This window comes from Streptacidiphilus melanogenes (genome assembly GCF_000787835.1).
Classification (GTDB): domain Bacteria; phylum Actinomycetota; class Actinomycetes; order Streptomycetales; family Streptomycetaceae; genus Streptacidiphilus; species Streptacidiphilus melanogenes.
Window position 1 is genome coordinate 103,497 of sequence record NZ_BBPP01000009.1, and the last position, 19,044, is coordinate 122,540.

A 19,044-nucleotide genomic window follows, 5' to 3' on the forward strand; every position below is an offset into this window, starting at 1 on the left:
CCGAGGTGATCTTCACGACCACGCGGTCCGACAGCACCTTCGTGCCGCCGGTCACCGCGGAGCGGTCGCCACCGGACTCGCGGATCACGGGCGCGGACTCGCCGGTGATCGCCGACTCGTCCACCGACGCGACACCTTCGACGACGTCGCCGTCACCGGGGATGACCTGGCCGGCCTCCACGATCACGTGGTCGCCGAGACGCAGCTGCGTAGCGGAGACCTCCTCCTCGCGCACCCCCGTCATGCCCGGCGTCCAGTCGCCGACGACGCGGCGCGCCATCGTGTCCGTGCGGGTCTTGCGGAGGGTGTCGGCCTGGGCCTTGCCACGGCCCTCGGCAACGGCCTCGGCCAGGTTGGCGAAGACGACCGTCAGCCAGAGCCAGACGGTGATCACCCAGGCGAACACCGACGGCTTCTCGATCGCCGAGAGCGTGGTCAGCAGCGAGCCGACCTCGACCACGAACATGACCGGGTTCTTGAACATGACGCGCGGGTCGAGCTTCTTGACCGCGTCCGGGAAGGACTTCAGCAGCTGCTTCGGGGCCAGCAGGCCGCCGCCGATTCTGGGCTCGGCAGGGAGCTCGATCTGCGGGGTCTCCGGCGCCTCGGCCGGAGAGTTGAGCGTGGGAGTGGACATCAGTGCAGGCCCTCCGCGAGCGGCCCGAGTGCCAGGGCCGGGAAGTAGGTGAGCCCGACGACGATGAGGATCACGCCGGAGAGCATTCCGACGAAGAGCGGGCTGTGGGTCTTGAGGGTGCCGGTGGACTCCGGCGTGTGCTGCTGCTTGGCCAGCGAACCGGCCAGCGCCAGCACGAACACCATCGGCAGGAACCGGCCGAACAGCATCGCCAGGCCCAGCGCCTCCTGCCAGTGGGTACTGGTCACGGTCAGGCCCGCGAAGGCCGAACCGTTGTTGTTGGCCGCGGAGGTGAAGGCGTAGAGCACCTCGGAGAAGCCGTGAGGGCCGGTGTTGGCCATGCCGCCGCCGTGACCGGCGCTGAGCGACATCGCCAGACCGGTGCCGCAGAGCACGATCGCCGGGGTGGCGAGGATGTACAGGGAGGCGAACTTCATCTCCCGCGCACCGAGCTTCTTGCCCAGGTACTCGGGCGTGCGACCCACCATCAGACCCGCGACGAAGACCGTGACGATGGCCAGGATCAGGATGCCGTACAGGCCCGATCCGGTACCGCCCGGAGCGATCTCGCCGAACATCATGTTCAGGATCGCGGTGCCGCCGCCCAGCGGCGTGAACGAGTCGTGCATCGAGTTGACCGCACCGGTGGACGTCAGCGTCGTGGAGGCCGCGAACAACGACGAGGCGGGGATGCCGAACCGGACTTCCTTGCCCTCCATCGCGGCGCCGGCGATCTTCGCGGCGACACCGGAGTGCTGGTGCTCGAAGAAGGTGATCAGCGCGGCCGAGGCCATCCAGTACAGGCCCATGACCGAGACGATCGCGTAGCCTTGCTTCTGCGACTTCACCAGGGTGCCGAAGGTGCGGCACAGCGCGAACGAGATCACCAGCAGGAGGTAGATCTCCAGCAGGTTGGTGAAGGCGTTCGGATTCTCGAACGGGTGAGCGGAGTTGGCGTTGTAGAAGCCGCCGCCGTTGGTGCCCAGCTCCTTGATCGCCTCCTGCGAGGCCACCGGGCCGCCCGGGATCGACTGGGTCGAGCCGGAGAGCGTGTGCACGATCTGCGCGGCGTGCAGGTTCTCCACCGCACCGCCCGCGACCAGCACCAGCGCGAAGACGACCGAGATCGGCAGCAGCACCCGCAGCGTGATGCGGGTCAGGTCGACCCAGAAGTTGCCGAGGGTGTCGGCCTTGTGGCGGATGAAGCCGCGGATCAGCGCGGTGACCACCGCGATGCCGACGGCCGCGGACAGGAAGTTCTGCACCGCCAGACCCGCCATCTGCACCAGGTGGCCCATCGTCGCCTCACCCGAGTACGACTGCCAGTTGGTGTTGGTGACGAACGAGGCCGCGGTGTTCCACGCCATCGCCGGCGAGACCGCCGGGAAGCCTAGCGAGAGCCACAGGTGGCCCTGCAGTCTCTGGAGGGCGTAGAGGACGAGCACCGATATGAAAGAGAAGGCGAGGACGGACCGCAGATATGCGGACCAGGTTTGCTCCGCGTCGCCGTCGACGCCGATCAGCTGGTAGATGCCCCGCTCGACACGCAGGTGCTTGCGCGTGGAGAGCACGTGGGCCATGTAGTCGCCCAGCGGGCGGTAGGACAGGGCCAGCATCAGGACCAGGGCAAGGGCCTGCAGGAAGCCCGCGAGGGTTGCGTTCACTAGAACTTCTCCGGACGGATCAGAGCCGCGACGAGGTATCCGACCAGGAGGACCGAGACGATCAGCCCGATGATGTTGTCAGCGCTCACAGCCGCTCCACCCCCTTGACGATCAGGGCGAGGACCGCGAACACGACGATCGTCACCCCCACAAAGAACAGGTCCTGCACGGGAATCGCACCCCAGAACGAGAGCTCCGACCCGCCCCGGGAGAGACCGGGTGGGTGCCGCCGACGGCAGCAGAGAACAGGAAAACGCATGTGGGGAGCAGGTCAGAGCGTCCTTAACGCCTCGTATGCGCCCACCACGGGAACCTGAGCGCTGCCTTAGCGCAGCCGATACCGCCCCGAGACCTCCGACACCGGATCGAGACCGCCGCGCGGAACCGCCGATGCCGAGGAACACGGCCGTGACAATCCCGCCGGTGCCGCTCATCGCTCCCCTTCCGCCCATGCCGCCTGGCCTCCACTCTCTGCCCAGCGCGCGGGTCGAACCCGGGACGGCACGCCGGGGTCAGGACGACGTCAAGGACAGGGCCCCGGGCGTACAGGGTGCGTCAAGGAGCGTCGTTCCGGGTCTGTCGAGGGCGTGGAATGGACACGTGGCCCTCTGTTGGACGCCCGATGAGCAGAGCAGTCGGAAAGAAGGGTGTGCCATGGTCCAGACCTCGACGGCTCCGACCGCGACAGACAGGACCCCGCGAGTGATCGTCGGTGTTCGTGACCGCGCCGGGGACCCGGCGCTGCTGCACCGGGCGGCGGCCGAGGCGCGTCGGCGGCATGCCGTGCTGGTGCCGGTGCTCGCCTGGACTCCGGTCGGGGGCGAGGCCCTGCACCGCTCCCACCCGAGCCCCGAGCTGGAGCACGCGTGGGAGCGCAACGCCTGCGCCGAGCTCGACGAGCTGCTGACCGACACCTTCGGCCCCGAGGAGCCGGTGCGGGTCCAGCCCGTCGCAGTCTGCGCGGAGACCTTGCGGGACGCGGTCACCGCAGTCGCGGTGCGGGAAGGCGACGTGGTGTTCGCCGAGACGCCGCGCCCCTCGGTGTGGGCACGGCTCGGCCTGCGCCACCACGGATCGGAACGCCACGGCGTCGCCCGGGCCCGCTGATCAGTTCCGGCGGTCCGAGCGCTTGATCCCCCCAAAATTCTGATGGCCCGTCAAGGCAGCGTTGAGGAACCAGGATCGTCGACCACAGCCCGAGCCTCCGCAACGGCGAGGCGGGCCACCTTTTCGAGCCCGCCATCCCTCCTTCGATGGTGCCCGGCACTCCGCGAACTCCCGCGCCGGCGTCAGTCTGCACCTCGCCCTCGCCCACGGCTTCGCCGCGTGCATGGACGCCACTCTCACCCCGGAGGACACCCCGGGCGGCGGCCTCACGATGGTGCTCGGCCTGCCGGCGTGGAAGGGCTGACGACTGACGTGGCGGTCGGGATCGGTAGCCCCTCAGCGAGCCATCCGGCCGGTCTGCGCCAATGGGCCCATGGCGGCTGCGGCCGCCCGAACCCCGAACAGCTCCGCGAGCACCTGACAGCTGCCCGCAACGCAGGAGACGAGCCATTCCGGCGGGCCGGCCGCACTGGGTACGGAGGGCACCACCGGGTGGCTCGTCGCAGGGGCCGGCGCTGCGGCGTCAGCCGGGGCTCGGTACGGCGTGCGCCGGATGCCTCGCGCGGTCCGGTCTGACCTGGCAGCGCATCAGCCGTGGTGGCGGCAGTGGCGGCCGGGTGCCTTGACCACCTTGGTGATGTGGGTGGTGTGCGGGGCGTGGACCTTGACGAGCGCGGTGGTCTGCTTGACCTTCACGTCCGCCTTCGCCTTGGCGCTGTTGAGGTTCGAGTTGTGCGCACTGCTGGTGTTCTGGTTGATCACGGTGACGTTGACCGGAGGGGTCTTGCCGTGTGACCCGTCGGAGTCCGGGTCGCCCTTGACTCTGGTGGGGTCGAGCACCGTGATCGGAGCCCACAGGTCGTTGCGGTTGCTGCTGGACAACGTGGCCGCGTTGGTGACGAGCGCGGGGGCGTTGTCGGCGACATCGACGAGCAGATAGATCGGCGGGTACTGCGTGTTGGGGGCGAGCGAGCCGGGACGCGTGCAGGTCAACGTGGGCAGCGAACAGAACCATCCCGCGCCGTTGATCGCTGTGGCGGTCAGGCCCGCCGGCAGTGCGTCCGTCACCGTCAGGAAGGCGACCGGCGAGGTGAACCCGGGGCCGTAGTTGGAGACCGTGATCGTGTACAGCGCGTTGTGCTGTCCCCGGTGGAACTCACCGTCGTGCGACTTGGCGATGCTCAGCATCGGCTTGGGCACCGGAAGGCGCGGCTTGCCCTTGTCGGCGTTGATCTGCGCCGGGGCCGGCCGTGAGGCCGCGGGGGTGAGTGGGTGCAGGTGCACCGGGAGGGTGTGGGCTCCGGCCGGCTGAACGCGCCCCGAGGGCTTGAGGGCGACGGCGCCCGCGGAGGGGGCGGTCACGGCGACGACGACGGCGCTCGCCACCAACGCGGCGGCTATACCGGGACAGCGCATGTGGATCTCTCCTGATTCTCAGGCGCGGCAGTAGCCATGCACTCTGCGTGACTGTCAACCACTCCGTGTAATCGCGAGCCTAGGAGGTCCCGCCTTGTGCCGCTCGCCAAATACTCCGGGCGGGGGCGGGCGGGAGTCACGTCCGACCATCGAGCGTGCCGCCGCAGCGGCACACGCCGCCCGCGACACCTGTCCTCTCACACGTGCAACCGCCCCTGACCCGATGATCCGCTCCCTGGGACGGCCGGGTTGCGCAGCCACCAGCGGCCCAGCCGCTCCCCGGGCACGGCAGGGCGCAGGCCTGAAGGGCCTCCTCGTCGACGGTAGGCGCACCTGGGATCGGGCCAGTTCGGGGATGCGGGCCCGCAGGAGAAGGGCTCCAGATCCTTCGACCAGGGGGACTGCCCTACAGGCGCTGGGACGAGCGGATGCGCCGACCGAGGGCGGCCGCCTGCCCAGTCCCCCGGTGCTCGTCGAGATAGCGGGCCAGTTGGGCGAGTTGGACGTTCACCGCAGCGGACTGCATGCCCTGCGCATGGTCCAGGGCGGTCTCGACCGCCCGGCAGGCTTCGCTGATCTCACCCGACCGGAAGTGAGCTGTGGCAAGCAGGCAGAAGGCGAGAACCTGGTCGGTCAGCCGGTCCGGGCTGCGGGATGCGCTGGCCGTCTCGAACTCGCTTCGGGCTCGCTGCAGTTCGCCGAGCTCGAGGAGGCATCGCAGCGTGGTGTCGGCAAGTTCGGCTGCCCCGAAGTAGTCGAGCCAGGCGTCGTTGTCGGAACTGGCCTCGATCAACCCCTTGGCCGATCGCTCCAGGCTCAGCGCGGTGGCCCGGGCGTCCTGGCGGGCAGCCTGAAATCGGGCCTCGGCCGCGTGCAGGGCGGCCCTGGCCCGCCGACCGTGGCCGGCGGTGCCGAGCAGGGCCGCGCGCACCAGGTCGAAGGTATCCGGATGGTCGCCTGCCAGCGGCGCGTGTTCGGCCAGGGCAGCCAGGACGTGCGCGCCCAGCACACGGTCCTCGCCGTGGTGGGCCATGGACAGGGCCAGCAGCAGGTAGCGACGGGCCAGTCCGTGGAGACCTGCGTCGTGGGTGTAGCGGCCGACGGACAGGTGGGCGAGGGCGGCGGAGCGGAAGACGCGGCGCCCGACGGCGCCCGGGTACCGGCCGGTCAGCAGCGGCGTCAGGCTGCTTTGCAGGAACTGGACCGCGGGCAGCCGGGCCGCGAAACCGCCGGTGCGACGGGCGATCAGATCGAAGGCCTGGAAGGTGGTGCTGAAGCGGGCGAGATCGATGGGCGTCACCTCAGCGCCGGGGCCGTGGCCGACCGGCGCCGGCGCAGTGTCGGCAACCAGCCAGTGCAGGGCCGGCCCGCTGAGCGCGGCTGCCGGGATCCCGTAGCGGGTGGAGCTGTGCTGGTCCAGGTCGCTGACCCACAGGGCACGGGCCACGGCGACGAGTTCGACCGGATCGTCCAGGAACTCGGCCGTCCACGGGGAGCGTGCCGAGCCGGCGGGCCCGGCCATGCCGATATCAGCGGTCGTGACGATCCGGCCGAGCCTCAACGCGAGTGTTTCGGCGATGAGTTCGGGCGGCACGGCACGGCTCATCCGGCCGTCGCGCCACCGCTGCACGCTGGTGTGCGTGCACTTGGCGTCCCGGCCGTGTCGAGCCGCCGTGTCCCGCACCGCGCGCGCGAACTGCTTGTTGGACATGGCGGCCTGCTCGATGAGTGAGATGAGCTGCGAGTTCGGCCGCAGTGCGGGCGCCGGTGCGGCGTACATGCCACTGCTCATGCAGGGCACTTTAGGGGCCCGCGCGGGGCGTTCCATTTCGGTTGCGTTAATTCGTGCGCTCTGAGCCCTGTTATGACAAGTGGACCCCCAGTGAGCCCTATTGCCGACAAGTGAAGATCTGATTTTCTACTTCCCTGCGCCCCCTTCACAGGAACCCCGCGTGGCGTGGCGCAATCACCCGGAGTAGTCCGTCCGCGCCTCTGCGCACGGTCTCCATTCGACCAACCGACAGGAGCACTCGTGACACAGTCCCGATCTCCGCTGACAGGCACCTGCCATGGCTAGGGGACACGGCCGCGACTCCGAGTCACTTGAGACGCATCCCGCGCGCGACGACCTGGCGCTGCGCACCGCGTGCGAGGACGCCGCCATGGGCCGCTGGGACGCACCACGCGACGTGATCGCGGCCGGCGGGCGCGACTGGGACCGCAGGGTCTTCCGGCTGCAGATTCTGGCTCGCCACGGGGTACGCCTGCGCTGGGCCGAAACCTGGGCGGCTGCCGAACCCGGCAACCCGGACGCCGTGGTGATGCTCGCGCACGTCCAGGCGCTGCGCGCCATCCTGGCAGGTGAGACCCAGGACCGTGAACTCCTGGACGCAGCCTGGCAGACCTGCCTGCGGGCCGCCGACGCACTGCCGCCGGACCCCTCGCCGTGGCTGGTCCTGATGGCGCTGACCCGTACGCTGGCGCCGGACACCAAACTGATGCAGCAGTTATGGGGCGAAGCCAGCCGCCGCGACCCCTACAGCCGCGAAGGCCACCACGAACTTCTGGCTTACCTGATGCCCCGTCACCAGGGCTCCGCTGCCATGATGTTCGACTGGGCGCACGAGCGGGCCCAACTGGCCCCCCGGGGCACGCCGATCGCGGTGCTGCTCCTCGTCGCACAGGCCGAGCACTACCGTCACCGCACGCAGCAGGATCCGCAGAACCTGCGGTTGGTCATCCACTCGTGGACGGACCGCCCCGACGTCGACCTCGTGCTCGACCACTGGTGGAGCTTCCGTTCACCACGGCGCCATGCCAACTTCATCGACGACGCGCACTATCTGGCGCACGCCCTCTCCTTCGCCGGCCGGCACGCCGAAGCGGCGGAGGTCTTCGAGGAGATCGGCCCCTACATGAGCCAACTCCCCTGGGCCCTGTGCGGTGACGCGGAGCAACTGTTCCGCAGCCACCGGGAGCAGGCGATAAAGCCGGTCCGCGCAGACCGCGGCCGTTGGCGTCGATCGACCTGAACAACCAGACCGGCCTGACGATCCGGCCGGACTGAACGATCCGGCCGGACTGGTCAACTGATCGAGCGTCGACCCCGTTGACGTGCCCTCACACTCCCCCGCCCGTCCGCAGTCCCCCCGAGAGGAAGAGGCACCGTGCCCCTGGAACCCGAGTACCTGTCCGACGAGGAGCGCCTCGCGCAGCTGGGTTACACCCAGGTCCTGGCCCGGCGCATGTCAGGCTTCTCGAACTTCGCCGTCTCCTTCACCATCATCTCCATTCTTTCCGGCTGCCTGACCCTCTACGGCTTCGGCCTCACCACCGGTGGTCCGGCCATGCTGACCTGGGGCTGGGTGCTGGTCGGCGCCATGACCCTGTTCGTGGGCCTGGCGATGGCCGAGGTCTGCTCCTCGTACCCGACCTCGGCGGGACTGTACTTCTGGGCGAAGGAGATGGCACCGCCGGCTTCGGCGGCTGCATGGGCCTGGTTCACCGGATGGTTCAACGTGCTGGGCCAGGTCGCGGTGACCGCCGGTGTCGACTTCGGTGCCGCCACCTTCCTGAACGCCTACCTCGACCTCCAGTGGGGCTTCAGCACGACCGCCCAGCACACGATGGTGCTCTTCGCGTGCATCCTGCTGCTGCACGGTGCGCTGAACACCTTCGGCGTGCGGTTGGTGGCACTCCTCAACAGCGTCAGCGTCTGGTGGCACGTCGGCGGCGTGCTGGTCATCGTCGGGGCGCTGATCGTCGTTCCCTCCCACCACCAGTCGGCCGGATTCGTCTTCGGGCACTTCGTCAACGGCACCGGCTTCCACTCCGGGCTCTACGTCGGCCTGCTGAGCCTGCTCGTCGCTCAGTACACCTTCACCGGCTACGACGCATCGGCCCACATGACCGAGGAGACCAACGACGCCGCGGTGGCGGGCCCGCGCGGAATCGTCCGCTCGATCTGGCTCTCCTGGATCGCCGGATTCGTGCTGATCGTCGGCATCACCTTCGCCATCCAGAACTGGGACAGCACGCTCAACACCGCCACCGGGGTGCCGCCGGCCCAGATCTTCATAGACTCGCTCGGGCTGACCGGTGGCAAACTGCTGCTGCTGGTCGTGATCGGCGCCCAGCTGTTCTGCGGCATGGCCTCGGTCACCGCCAACTCCCGGATGATCTACGCCTTCTCGCGAGACGGAGCGCTGCCCTTCAGCCGGGTCTGGCACCAGATCAACCCCAACACGCGCACACCCACCAAGGCCGTCTGGCTGGCCGTGGGAGCCGCGCTGTCACTCGGCCTGCCCGACCTGATCAATGCCACCGCATACGCCGCGGTGACCTCGATCGCCACCATCGGCCTGTACATCGCCTACGTGATCCCGACCTTTCTGCGGCTCCGTCAAGGGAACCGATTCCAGCGCGGCCCGTGGCATCTGGGCCGGTTCAGCCGCCCGGTCGGCATCGTCGCGGTGGCCTGGGTGCTGATGATCACCGTCTTGTTCATGCTGCCCCAGGTCAACCCGATCACCGCCCGGAACTTCAACTACGCCCCAGTCGCTGTGGCCATCGTGCTCGGCTTCGCCACGCTCTGGTGGTTCGTCTCGGCCCGCACCTGGTTCCTCAACCGGAACCACCCGCACAACAGCAAGCTGACCGCGCCCGACCAGGTCGCCGCGAAGTCGCTGTCCCGGTAGTGGCTTGACCTGTAGGGATGATGACAGTCGAGGTGGATCGCCGAGCTGCACGGCCGGGGCGTCCCGGTCGTGCGGTTCGCGCCACCCCGGACCGATCGCCTCCCACCAGCCACGAGCTGGCACTCGATCAAGCTCCGCACGCCCACGACCAGTCCGACAAGCGCGTCGAGGGTTGGACCAAGGTCCCCCTCCACCCCCGAGCCGCCATGAACTTCGGAGGGGACGAGCACGAAGCAGGCGTCCCCTCCGAAGGTGTGACTCAGTCCAGCATCAGCGAGGATGCTTGATCGTTGAACAAGGCTGGCACGTCCGTGCAGTGGTCGGGCGCGACAGTGAAGGCGACGCCGTGGAAGCTGGGCTGCGAGAAGAGCGTGACCGGGGTGCCGGTGTGGTTGCAGACCGAGCTCACGAGCTTGTCGAAGCGATAGTCGGAGAGCCAACCGATGGGCTCGTCGGCGAGCAGGACCGCACCGTTCGTGGGCCGGTTGAGCCCGTAGTTCTCGTACAGGCAGACGAACCCGTCACGGCAGAGTCCGGCTCCCTGCCCGCTGGGAAAGACGTGCACGCTCGAGGGTGCGGCAGAAGCCGACTGCACGGGCGCCAGGGCGAGGGCGGCAAGCATGGCAGCGCCCAGGACGAGGCGAAGGCGACACTTCAAGGATCTCTCCTCGGATCAGTTGGGGGAGGTTCCCCCGGCTGCCTCGCATGATGAGCAGACGATTCGGGCACGCCTGGTAGGCACAAGCATTTGTACGAACAATCACTGGATCGAGACACTCGCGTACCGTCCGCCAGCCGCGGACATCGCGAGGCCCTAGGGCCGTTCGCGTCGTCGTCCTCGTCCTCGCTCTTGGCCCTCACGTTCTGGGGCGCTCATCACGGTTCCTCCCTCGTCCCCTGATCGTCGTGCCTGCTCGCCGTGGGTCGGGTGTTCTTCCTCGGCCTTCGCCGGTCTCTGTGGAGAGGCCGGTGCCGGGCAAGGACGGTTCGTCGTCTTCGCGCCGCCACTGGTGCGGGATGACACTGGCGGTATGGACGTTCCAGCCGAGCAGGGCGGTGTCGGCACATCGCCGGTGCCGTTGACGCCGATGTGGCCCGTCATCGGGTCCTTGCCCGGGGTGGACCGGGAAGCGGAGTTCGCCTTCGAGCCGCTGTGGAACGGCGCCCGGGTGCTTGTCCACCTGCCCGGCGACGGCACCCTGCTGCTCCGCGGCGGCACCTGCGGTGTCGATGTCACCGGCCTGTACCCGGAGCTGGAACACCTTCCCGAGCTGCTGCCCGACGGTCTGGAAGCGGTCCTGGACGGCGAAGTCGTCGCCCCCGACCCCGACACAGCGCGGCCGACGTCGGTCGCGCGCATCCAGGAGCGGATGAGCCTGCGCCACCCGGGCGCCATCGCCCACGCGCTGGCCGAACTTCCTATCCAGCTGGTTCTCTACGACGTCCTCTACCTCGGCAACGAGCCCACCCTGCTCCAGCCGTACACCGCACGCCGGGCACTGCTGGACGACCTCGACATCACCGGCCCCCACGTACTGGTGCCGCCGTACTGGCCGGCCATGGCCCGCGAGGCGTACGACCACAACCTCCAAGAGGGTTTCGACGGGGTCGTCGCCAAACGACTCACCAGCGTGTACAAGCCAGGCCGGCGCAGCACCGAGTGGATCCGCGTCAAGCACCTCGCCCCCACCTGGAGCCCCGGCACCTGACCGGACAGCTGCCGGACGCGCACGGCCGTGAGCATCCGTCGCCGTGGCGGACAGCCGTGTGAGACTTGCCGGTATGGAATCGAACCCGGTCCTCCCCCGAGGCTTCCATGCCGTGACGCCCCGCATGTTCGTCGACGACGTGGAGGCCGCTGTCGGGTTCCTGCGCGCGGTGTTCGACGCCACGGGCGAGGTCCAGCCGAACCGTCCGGCGCAGGTGCGCATCGGAGACTCCGTGGTCATGGTGTCGGGCGCGGACCAGCGCGAGGCCTTCCCCGCCTTCCTGTACGTCTACGTCGACGATGTCGACACCAGATACCGCCGTGCGCTCGCGACCGGCGCGGAGAGCCTGGAGGAGCCCAGCGACACCCCGTACGGCGATCGCCGCGCGATGGTCCGCGACCCGTTCGGCAACGTGTTCCAGATCGCCACGCACCAACGCTCCTGAACGGTGCCCGCGGGGCGTGCCCAGCAGGCGTTCCGGGCGCTGGCGCGCGCCGTACGCGGGAAGCACATAGGGTCGTCCCACACGAACATTCAGGCCCGACGCCGTGAGACGGCCCGCCGGCCCACCCGAGCCGTGACCTCCGGCCTCCGCGGCCGCAGAGCAGCGCCGCTGGAAGGACTGACGACCGGGCCGCCCGGCGCGTTCGCCATCCCGGCAAGGAGGTCACCGTGGCTGCTCTGACCCCCGGTTTCCGTGCCCGCAGACGGGCGCCCGGCGACCGCCTTCCCCCGGGCCAGTTCACGACCGAGGGCTTCCCGGTCCTGTCCGCCGGCCCGACCCCCGTCGTAGGAACCGACCGCTGGGAGCTCACGCTGACCACGGAGACGGGGGACCGGCGCTCCTGGACGTGGTCCCGGCTGATGGCTCTGCCGCAGGACGACCTCACCACGGACCTGCACTGCGTCACCCGCTGGTCCAAGTTCGACACCCGGTGGGGCGGGGTGAGCCTGGACGTGCTGCTCGAGGGCGTGGACACCCACGCGACGTACGCGTGGATCGAGTCCTACGGGGGCTACACCACCAACCTGCCCCTGGCAGACCTGAGAGACGGCAAGGCGTGGATCGCGCACACCTACGACGGGCGTCCCCTCCCCGCCGAACACGGAGGCCCGGCACGGCTGCTGGTCCCGCACCTGTACCTCTGGAAGTCCGCGAAGTGGATCAGCGGCATCCAGTTGCGCCTCACCGACCAGCAGGGGTTCTGGGAGTCCCTGGGCTACCACGACTACGGCGACCCATGGCGCGAGCAGCGCACCTGGGGCGACTGACCGGGAGGCGCGGATGAGCGGCTGGACGGTGGCGCGGCTGGTGGCGCGGACCAAGGAGTCGGACACGGCCCGCACGCTGCACCTGCAGGTCCCGGGGTGGCCGGGTCATCTGGCCGGCCAGCACATCGACGTCCGGCTCACCGCCGACGACGGCTACCAGGCCGTCCGCAGCTACTCCCTGTCGGCGCCGGCCGACGGCGACCAGGTCGCCATCTCCGTGCAGCCGGCCCCGTACGGCGAGGTGTCCCCCTACCTGGTCGAGGAGTTTCCGGAAGGCGCCGACATCGAGGTCCGCGGGCCGCTCGGCGGCTGGTTCGTGTGGCGCCCGGACCGCACGGAGCCGGTCCTGCTCGTGGCCGGCGGGTCGGGCGTCGCCCCGCTGGTCGCGATGCTGCGGGCTCGCCTCGCCCTGCCCGACGGACCGGCGTTCCGCCTGGTCTACTCCTTGCGCCGTCCGCAGGAGCGCTGGTTCGGCGACAGCCTGGACGCGCTCGACGGCCGCTCGGACGTCGCAGTGGACTACGCGTACACCCGCGAAGCCGCGCCCGGGGCCACCCGCCCGGTCGGCCGGGTCCGCCAGGAGGACCTGCTGATCGACGGCTTCACTCCGGCGCAGCGGCCGCTCTGCTTCGTCTGCGGCCCCACGGCGTTCGTGGAGCACTGCGCCGACATCCTCGTCGCACTCGGGCACCGGCCGGACCGGGTGCGCACCGAACGCTTCGGCTGACAGCCGGCCCGATCCAGGAGGAAGTCATGCCCGTGCAGGACGGGAACGCACTCGCCGGTCCCCTGTCGGAGGTCTTCGCCGTGGAGGTGACCAGCGCGTGGCGCCTGTGTCCCGGGTGCGGGACCGACAGCACGGTCGGCGCCCTGCGCGTCTACACCATGGGAACGGCCGCGGTCGCCCGCTGCCCCCACTGCGGGGAGATCGCCTTCCGCCTGGCGCGGCACGCCGAAACGCTCTGGCTCGACTTCGGAGGCGGCGGCGCCCTGCGCATCCCGGTCACCGGCTGACGGTCCTCCGCCTCGGCCCCGATCTGACGGGCAGACAACAGAGGTGCCAGTTCCCCAGATGCGCGGTCGGGTGACCCGGCGGACGATGAACGAAGGAGCGTATCCGGACGTGCGGGCCACCGTGAGATGTGGCTGATTCCCAAGGCCGGGAGGTGCTTCTGTGAGTCAATCCCATGTCGTGAGGACGGGAGCGCAAGCCTCGTCCACGCAGCCACCCGCGGGCACCGGGGGGCGCGACCTGTTCTGGGCCTTCGCCCCCTGGATCATCTTCGACGTGGTCGCCGGGCCCAGCACCTGGAAGCTGGCCGCCTTCGCGGCCCTGGTCGCCTCCGTCGTGCTGGCCGTCCCTGACGTACGGAAAGGGCGCGGCGCACCCAGACTTCTGGACCTGGTGGGGATCGTCTTCTTCGCTGTCATCAGCCTCCTGGCGCTCGGGCTGGACCGGGGACAGCTGCTCTGGCTGGAGACCTACGCCCAGGTCATCTCCAACGGCGTGCTGGCGGTCACCGCGCTGGGGTCACTGCTGTTCGTCCCGTTCACCGAGGCCTACGCACGCGAGTCGGCGCCGCCCGCGGTCTGGAACACACCGGCGTTCAAGCAGATCAACCGGGTGCTCACTGCGGTGTGGGGGCTGGTCTTCGCCGTGACGGCGGTCCTCGGCCTGATCGCGCTGCACGTGACGTCCGGCGCGGACTGGCTGAACTGGGTCATCCCGGCCATCCTGCTCGTCGTGGCCGTGCGCTTCAGCCGCTGGTACCCGGCCTACGTCCGTGCCCGGAACCACCCTGCGGACACGGCCCCACCGGCAGCCGACGGCCACGCCCCGCACTGACTCCGCCCGCGGACGCCGAACGCGAAGCCTTGGGCGGGCAGCGCGGCGGCGTCATTCGCCCGCGGCGTCCTCGGCCTCCCAGCGCAGCAGGTCCCCCGGCTGGCAGTCGAGCACGTCGCAGAGCGCGGCAAGGGTCGCGAACCGCACCGCCTTGGCTCGGCCGTTCTTGAGGACGGCCAGGTTGGCGGGCGTGATCCCCACGCGCTCGGCGAGCTCGCCCACGGACATCTTCCGCCTGGCCAGCATCACGTCGATGTCGACGGCGATCGGCATCAGATCACCTCGTCCAACTCGGCCTGCATCCGCGCCGCTTCGACATCACGCGCGACGGCCTGGGCGAGCAGCATCCTCAGCACGAGCACGATGAGCGCGACCCCCAGGATGGCGACGCCGACGCCGCCCATGATGAGGGTGACGCCCGGGTCGTCCCGCTGACCGGGCGCATTCAGGGCCGTGACCGCGAACCACAGGAGGGCGGCCGCGACGATCGCCCCGATCACGCCGTCCACGTACCGGAAAGCGGCGAGGGAGAAGACGGTGCCGCGGCGCACCATGGCCACGAGCCGCCACACACAGCCCAGCGCGACCTGGGCCGACACCATCCCCAGGATCGTGATCACGCGGAACCCGGTCAGCGGGACCGATGCGTCCTCCGGGTCGCTCCCGCTGGCCAACACCCACACCATCAACGCCTGCACGAAAACGGTGCCGGCGAGCACCAGCACGATCACGGCACGCAACGCACACACAGCCAGCTTGCCCATCGCCCTCATCCCATCGATTGACGGCAGGAATCTATCGATTGTCGATAGCTACGGCAAGGATGTCGGCGCTTCGGCAACCTCCGCGTGCGGACGGGCCGCCCCGGCGGCGCAGAAATCCCCTACGACAACCCCGGCGCCGGGCTTGTTCTTGAATGGTCGCTCATGTATTTTTCTGCCATGCCCCGACCTCGAGAGTTCGAGCCCGATGCCGTGCTGAACCAGGCCATGCTGCGGTTCTGGTGGCAGGGGTACCGGGCCACGTCCATCGAGGATCTCGTGAAGGCGACCGGAGTGAAGCCCGGCAGTCTCTACAGCGCGTTCCCCGGCGGCAAGCGGACGCTGTTCCTGAAGTCGCTGGAGCGGTATTCCAAACTGGTCGTTCCCCAGAAGCTCGGCGAACTCGCGGCGCCCGGCGCCTCACTGGCCGCACTGCGCGGCTACTTCGACGGGCTGGTGCACGACCTGCTCAGCCCGGAGGGCCGACAGGGGTGCCTGCTGGTGAACACCGCGATCGAGAACGCAGCCGAGGACGACGAGGCTGCCGCCGTCGTGCGCGGTCACCTGGCCCGCCTCGAGGAGTGCATGTCCACGGCCCTGCGCAACGCCCGCGACGACGGAGAGGTACGCCCCTCCGTCGACCCGGCCGGCAACGCCAAGCTGCTGGTGGCGACCTGCCAGGGGCTGATGGTCGTGGGGAAGGCCAACCCCGACGAGACGCTCCTGCGCGCCATCGTCGACAACGCCTTCGCCGCCCTCGTCTGAGTTTTCGTCCAGGGCCACCGCACCCGGTGGCCTCTTTTTCGGCGCACATAGTTGAACAATCGCTCAAGAATGGAGCCTGCTCAATGAAGGCCATCGTCATCTCCGCCTACGGCGCTCCCGAGGTGCTGCGCATCACCGATCTGCCCGACCCCGTGCCCACGCATGGCGAGGTGCTGATCCGGGTCAAGGCCTTCGGCCTCAACCACGCCGAGGCCTACATGCGCTCCGGCGCCTGGGGCGACGTCGCATCCGTGCCGGGGATCGAGTGCGCCGGAGTCATCGAGGCCGACCCTTCCGGTCAACTCGCCCCCGGGGCTCGGGTCGTGGCGATTCTCGGCGGCATGGGGCGCACCCGGAACGGCAGCTACGCCGAGCTGGTCACGGTACCGGCCACCAACGTGGCCGTCGTGAACTCACCCCTGGGATGGGCCGAGTTGGCCGCCGTGCCGGAGGTCTACGCCACGGCGTGGTTGGGACTGTTCGGCAACCTCGGCCTGCGCCCCGGCGAGCGGGTCCTGGTGCGGGGAGCGACCTCGTCCCTCGGCCAGGCCGCGCTCAACCTCGCGGTCGACCACGGCGCGAGAGTGCTCGCCAGCACCCGCAATCCGGCGCACGCGCCACTGCTGAAGGCGCTCGGTGCCGAAGACGTCCTCATCGACGGCGGTCAGCTGGCCGCCCAGGTCAACGGCGGTGGCAGCGCAGTTGACGCAGTGTTCGATCTCGTCGGCAACAACGTGCTGCGCGACTCCCTCGCCGTGGTCCGCCCCCGCGGCCGGGTCTGCCAGCTCGGCTTCCTCGGTGGCTTCGAGCCGGTCCGTGACTTCGACCCGATCGCCGATCTGCCCACCGGCGTACAGCTCAGCTTCTTCGGCAGCGCCTTCGTCGTGGGCAGCCCGGAGTTCCCCCTCAGCGACGTCCCGCTGGATGCGATTCTCGACAAGGTCGCGTCGGGAGCCTTGCCGGCAGGGCCGGCACGGACCTTCCGCTTCGACGAGATCGTCGAAGCCCACCGCGCCATGGAGGCAGGCACGGCGCTGGGCAAGATGGTCGTCAGAGTCGACTGACAGCGGGAGCGGGATCCGGCCGGACCGGCGCGGTGTCGGTTAGGGTGGACGCAGCACGTTGCGCGCTGAGCGGCGGTGGGGCCCGCCGTATCCGAACCGCGGCCCTGGCCGCCAACGGTCCCTACTTGTGACAGCTGCATCCTGCCGTGTCGGGGTGCCCGCGAGTAGGAGAGGTGCCCCCCGTGGACGGACCCGTACCCGAGACCGCGGCCGAAGGTGTCGATCCCGACCTGGATCCCCTCGCGCTCCGTCACTCCTCCTTCTCCGGGCAGCTGCCCGTGGTGGCCGTCGTAGCGGTGGGCGGGGCGGTCGGCGCCTGCGCCCGCTACGGACTGGGCCTGGCCTGGCCGGTCGCGCCGGACGCCTTCCCCTGGTCGACCCTGGTGATCAATACCTCGGGATGCGCGGTGATCGGCGTGTTCATGGTGCTGATCACCGAGGCCTGGACGGCGCACCGCCTGGTGCGTCCGTTCTTCGGCACCGGGGTGCTGGGCGGCTTCACCACGTTCTCCACCTACGCGGTCGACGTCCAGCGCCTGGTCGACGGCGGCCACACGGCGACCGGCCTGGGGTACCTGGTCGGAACGCCGGTGTCAGCGATGCTGTCGGTGTGGGCCGCCGCCGCGGCGACCCGGTGGGCGATCGGGCGGAGGACGCGATGACGAGGCTGACGGGATCGGCGCTGCGGCTGACGGTGTTCATCGGCGAGGGGGACGTGTGGCACCACAAGCCGCTGTACAGCGAGATCGTCCACCGCGCGCACGCCGCCGGGCTGGCCGGCGCGAGTGTCTTCCACGGCGTCGAGGGCTTCGGTGCCTCGTCCCGGGTGCACACCTCCCGGCTGCTCTCGCTCAGCGAGGACCTGCCGGTGGCGATCATCATCGTGGACTCGGCCGAGCGCGTCCGGGCGTTCCTGCCCCAGCTGGACGAGCTGGTGAGCGAGGGCCTGGTGATCCTCGACGACGTCGAGGTGATCCGCTACGTCGGCAGGGGCAGGTACGCCGAGGGAGCGACCGGATGAACTGGCTGATCGTGATCGCGGGAGCCCTGGTCGGGGCCCCGGCACGGTATCTGACGGATCGTGCCGTCCAGTCCCGGCACGACAGCGTCTTCCCGTGGGGCACCCTCGCCGTGAACGTCTGCGGCAGCCTCGTGCTGGGCCTGACTGCGGGAGCCGTTCACGCGGGGGCCGCGTCGACGCAGGTGCAGTTGCTGCTTGGCACCGGGTTCTGCGGGGCCCTGACCACGTACTCGACCTTCTCCTACGAGACGCTCCGCCTGGCCGAGACGGGCGCACGGTTCTTCGCCGTCGCCAACGTGGCCGGCAGCCTGGCGGCCGGCCTCGGGGCAGCCTTCCTGGGCAACGCTCTGGCCCGGGCGATGTGGCACTAGCAGCAGGCTTCCGGGGGTCAGGCGGTGGCCAGCGCGACCTCGGTCGACTTGATCAGGGCGACCACCGAGGAGCCGGCGGCGAGGCCGAGTTCGGTGACGGCGTCCTTGGTGATGGCGGCGGTGAGTTCGCCGCCCTGGACGGAGACCTTGACGGTGGCCATGGCGTTGCCGGTGGCGACGTCGGTGACCGTGCCGGGGATCTGGTTGCGGATGCTCAGCCCGGACACGGAGCCGGTCGCCAGCGAGACCTCGGTGGACTTGACGACGGCGCGGACGGCGCTGCCCTCGTGCAGGCCCAGGTCCTTGACGGCGTCCACGGTGATCGCAGCCGTGATCTCCTGACCTCCGTCCAGTCGCGCCTTGACGGTCGCCATGGCCTCACCGGTGGTGACGGAGGTGACGGTGCCGGGGATCTGGTTGCGAATGCTCAACGTCATTACGGACGACCTCGCATTTAAATAGGGTCAGCTGCTTTTTCTGGATTCATCTCCCACTCTACCGACATTCTTTTCAGCAGGAGTCGGGAACAGCATTCGCGATGGAATGACGGAGTGTCCTCCTGCATTTCGGCACTGATTCCGGCGATCGCCTGGCAGGTGCAAGGCCTCCCCCATGGCCCTCGCAGCTGCGAGGGCCACAGGTCATACGGCTGGGCTAGTGCCAGGCATGTCGGCCGTGGTGCCTGGCATATCGCGTTCTACGGTGGTCGGACGC

24 protein-coding genes are annotated in these 19,044 nt (G+C 69.6%); 14 read left to right on the forward strand and 10 right to left on the reverse strand.

Annotation, left to right across the window (positions count from 1 at the left end):
- From TR49_RS12815 to TR49_RS43785, 4 genes are all read right to left on the reverse strand, one after another.
- The coding region (locus TR49_RS12815; protein ID WP_042381060.1) for a P-type ATPase actuator domain-containing protein at positions 1–637 on the reverse strand (637 nt) is incomplete at its 3' end.
- The gene (gene kdpA / locus TR49_RS12820; RefSeq protein ID WP_042381061.1) at positions 637–2,301 is read right to left on the reverse strand and encodes a potassium-transporting ATPase subunit KdpA; all 1,665 of its coding nucleotides are present in this window, start codon (positions 2,299–2,301) and stop codon (positions 637–639) included. The genes kdpA and TR49_RS12815, both read right to left, overlap by 1 nt.
- Entirely contained in the window at positions 2,301–2,390 is a 90-nt protein-coding gene (kdpF, locus tag TR49_RS42700) for a K(+)-transporting ATPase subunit F (protein ID WP_042381062.1), read from the reverse strand. Before kdpF ends, kdpA begins: the two co-directional genes overlap by 1 nt.
- Positions 2,387–2,560 carry a hypothetical protein gene (locus tag TR49_RS43785; RefSeq protein WP_160311590.1) on the reverse strand — a complete coding sequence of 58 codons (174 nt, stop codon included), beginning with the start codon at positions 2,558–2,560 and terminating at the stop codon, positions 2,387–2,389. The genes kdpF and TR49_RS43785 overlap by 4 nt, the downstream gene beginning before the upstream one ends.
- A 443-nt stretch (positions 2,561–3,003) precedes the next feature.
- Here TR49_RS43785 and TR49_RS44710 point away from each other — a divergent pair, with 443 nt between their 5' ends.
- Complete coding sequence (locus TR49_RS44710) at positions 3,004–3,408, forward strand: hypothetical protein (RefSeq protein ID WP_052434249.1); 405 nt, start codon at positions 3,004–3,006, stop codon at positions 3,406–3,408.
- A 588-nt stretch (positions 3,409–3,996) separates the two neighbouring features.
- Here the strand turns inward: TR49_RS44710 and TR49_RS12835 are convergent.
- Complete coding sequence (locus tag TR49_RS12835; RefSeq protein ID WP_084724846.1) at positions 3,997–4,824, reverse strand: DUF11 domain-containing protein; 828 nt, start codon at positions 4,822–4,824, stop codon at positions 3,997–3,999.
- Between the two features lie 406 nt (positions 4,825–5,230).
- Positions 5,231–6,616, reverse strand: a complete 1,386-nt coding sequence (locus TR49_RS12840; protein ID WP_152627226.1) for an NsdA family TPR-like regulatory protein — start codon at positions 6,614–6,616, stop codon at positions 5,231–5,233.
- Positions 6,617–6,893: 277 nt separating this feature from the next.
- Between TR49_RS12840 and TR49_RS12845 the strand changes: the two genes are divergently transcribed.
- Both TR49_RS12845 and TR49_RS12850 read left to right on the forward strand, forming a co-directional pair.
- Positions 6,894–7,856, forward strand: a complete 963-nt coding sequence (locus tag TR49_RS12845) for a hypothetical protein (protein ID WP_236653341.1) — start codon at positions 6,894–6,896, stop codon at positions 7,854–7,856.
- Positions 7,857–7,991: 135 nt separating this feature from the next.
- A complete protein-coding gene (locus tag TR49_RS12850; RefSeq protein WP_042381069.1) occupies positions 7,992–9,521 on the forward strand; it encodes an amino acid permease in 1,530 nt (509 codons plus the stop codon).
- A gap of 259 nt (positions 9,522–9,780) precedes the next feature.
- On the opposite strand, the gene TR49_RS12855 is transcribed toward TR49_RS12850, so the two are convergent.
- The gene (locus tag TR49_RS12855; RefSeq protein WP_152627228.1) at positions 9,781–10,179 is read right to left on the reverse strand and encodes a peptidase inhibitor family I36 protein; all 399 of its coding nucleotides are present in this window, start codon (positions 10,177–10,179) and stop codon (positions 9,781–9,783) included.
- 373 nt (positions 10,180–10,552) lie between these two features.
- Between TR49_RS12855 and TR49_RS12860 the strand changes: the two genes are divergently transcribed.
- The 6 genes from TR49_RS12860 (at position 10,553) to TR49_RS12885 (ending at position 14,348) form a co-directional block, all read left to right on the forward strand.
- A complete protein-coding gene (locus tag TR49_RS12860) occupies positions 10,553–11,230 on the forward strand; it encodes an ATP-dependent DNA ligase (RefSeq protein ID WP_052434250.1) in 678 nt (225 codons plus the stop codon).
- Between the two features lie 73 nt (positions 11,231–11,303).
- On the forward strand, positions 11,304–11,675 hold the full coding sequence (locus tag TR49_RS12865; RefSeq protein ID WP_084724848.1) for a VOC family protein: 372 nt from the start codon (positions 11,304–11,306) through the stop codon (positions 11,673–11,675).
- Between the two features lie 227 nt (positions 11,676–11,902).
- Positions 11,903–12,502: a molybdopterin-dependent oxidoreductase gene (locus tag TR49_RS12870; protein WP_042381073.1), complete on the forward strand. Its 600-nt coding sequence runs from the start codon at positions 11,903–11,905 to the stop codon at positions 12,500–12,502.
- Between the two features lie 13 nt (positions 12,503–12,515).
- Positions 12,516–13,229 (forward strand): FAD-binding oxidoreductase, encoded by a 714-nt coding sequence (locus TR49_RS12875; protein WP_042381075.1) that lies wholly within the window; start codon positions 12,516–12,518, stop codon positions 13,227–13,229.
- A gap of 26 nt (positions 13,230–13,255) precedes the next feature.
- Positions 13,256–13,516: a DUF6510 family protein gene (locus tag TR49_RS12880; RefSeq protein WP_042381077.1), complete on the forward strand. Its 261-nt coding sequence runs from the start codon at positions 13,256–13,258 to the stop codon at positions 13,514–13,516.
- A 160-nt stretch (positions 13,517–13,676) separates the two neighbouring features.
- The gene (locus tag TR49_RS12885) at positions 13,677–14,348 is read left to right on the forward strand and encodes a DUF3159 domain-containing protein (RefSeq protein WP_236653342.1); all 672 of its coding nucleotides are present in this window, start codon (positions 13,677–13,679) and stop codon (positions 14,346–14,348) included.
- Positions 14,349–14,399: 51 nt separating this feature from the next.
- Here TR49_RS12885 and TR49_RS12890 read toward each other — a convergent pair whose 3' ends face one another.
- Entirely contained in the window at positions 14,400–14,621 is a 222-nt protein-coding gene (locus tag TR49_RS12890) for a helix-turn-helix domain-containing protein (RefSeq protein WP_042381081.1), read from the reverse strand.
- Entirely contained in the window at positions 14,621–15,112 is a 492-nt protein-coding gene (locus TR49_RS12895; RefSeq protein WP_042381264.1) for a DUF2975 domain-containing protein, read from the reverse strand. Before TR49_RS12895 ends, TR49_RS12890 begins: the two co-directional genes overlap by 1 nt.
- 177 nt (positions 15,113–15,289) lie before the next feature.
- On the opposite strand from TR49_RS12895, the gene TR49_RS12900 reads away from it, so the two are divergent.
- From TR49_RS12900 to crcB, 5 genes are all read left to right on the forward strand, one after another.
- On the forward strand, positions 15,290–15,874 hold the full coding sequence (locus tag TR49_RS12900; protein ID WP_042381083.1) for a TetR/AcrR family transcriptional regulator: 585 nt from the start codon (positions 15,290–15,292) through the stop codon (positions 15,872–15,874).
- 83 nt (positions 15,875–15,957) lie between these two features.
- Positions 15,958–16,938 (forward strand): zinc-binding dehydrogenase, encoded by a 981-nt coding sequence (locus TR49_RS12905; protein ID WP_042381084.1) that lies wholly within the window; start codon positions 15,958–15,960, stop codon positions 16,936–16,938.
- Between the two features lie 182 nt (positions 16,939–17,120).
- Positions 17,121–17,600 (forward strand): fluoride efflux transporter FluC, encoded by a 480-nt coding sequence (locus TR49_RS12910; RefSeq protein WP_042381085.1) that lies wholly within the window; start codon positions 17,121–17,123, stop codon positions 17,598–17,600.
- Positions 17,597–17,959, forward strand: a complete 363-nt coding sequence (locus tag TR49_RS12915) for a DUF190 domain-containing protein (RefSeq protein ID WP_042381265.1) — start codon at positions 17,597–17,599, stop codon at positions 17,957–17,959. The genes TR49_RS12910 and TR49_RS12915 overlap by 4 nt, the downstream gene beginning before the upstream one ends.
- On the forward strand, positions 17,956–18,330 hold the full coding sequence (gene crcB / locus TR49_RS12920) for a fluoride efflux transporter CrcB (protein WP_042381087.1): 375 nt from the start codon (positions 17,956–17,958) through the stop codon (positions 18,328–18,330). The genes TR49_RS12915 and crcB overlap by 4 nt, the downstream gene beginning before the upstream one ends.
- A gap of 17 nt (positions 18,331–18,347) precedes the next feature.
- On the opposite strand, the gene TR49_RS12925 is transcribed toward crcB, so the two are convergent.
- Positions 18,348–18,767 carry a TOBE domain-containing protein gene (locus tag TR49_RS12925; protein ID WP_042381088.1) on the reverse strand — a complete coding sequence of 140 codons (420 nt, stop codon included), beginning with the start codon at positions 18,765–18,767 and terminating at the stop codon, positions 18,348–18,350.
- Between the last annotated feature and the right edge of the window lie 277 nt (positions 18,768–19,044).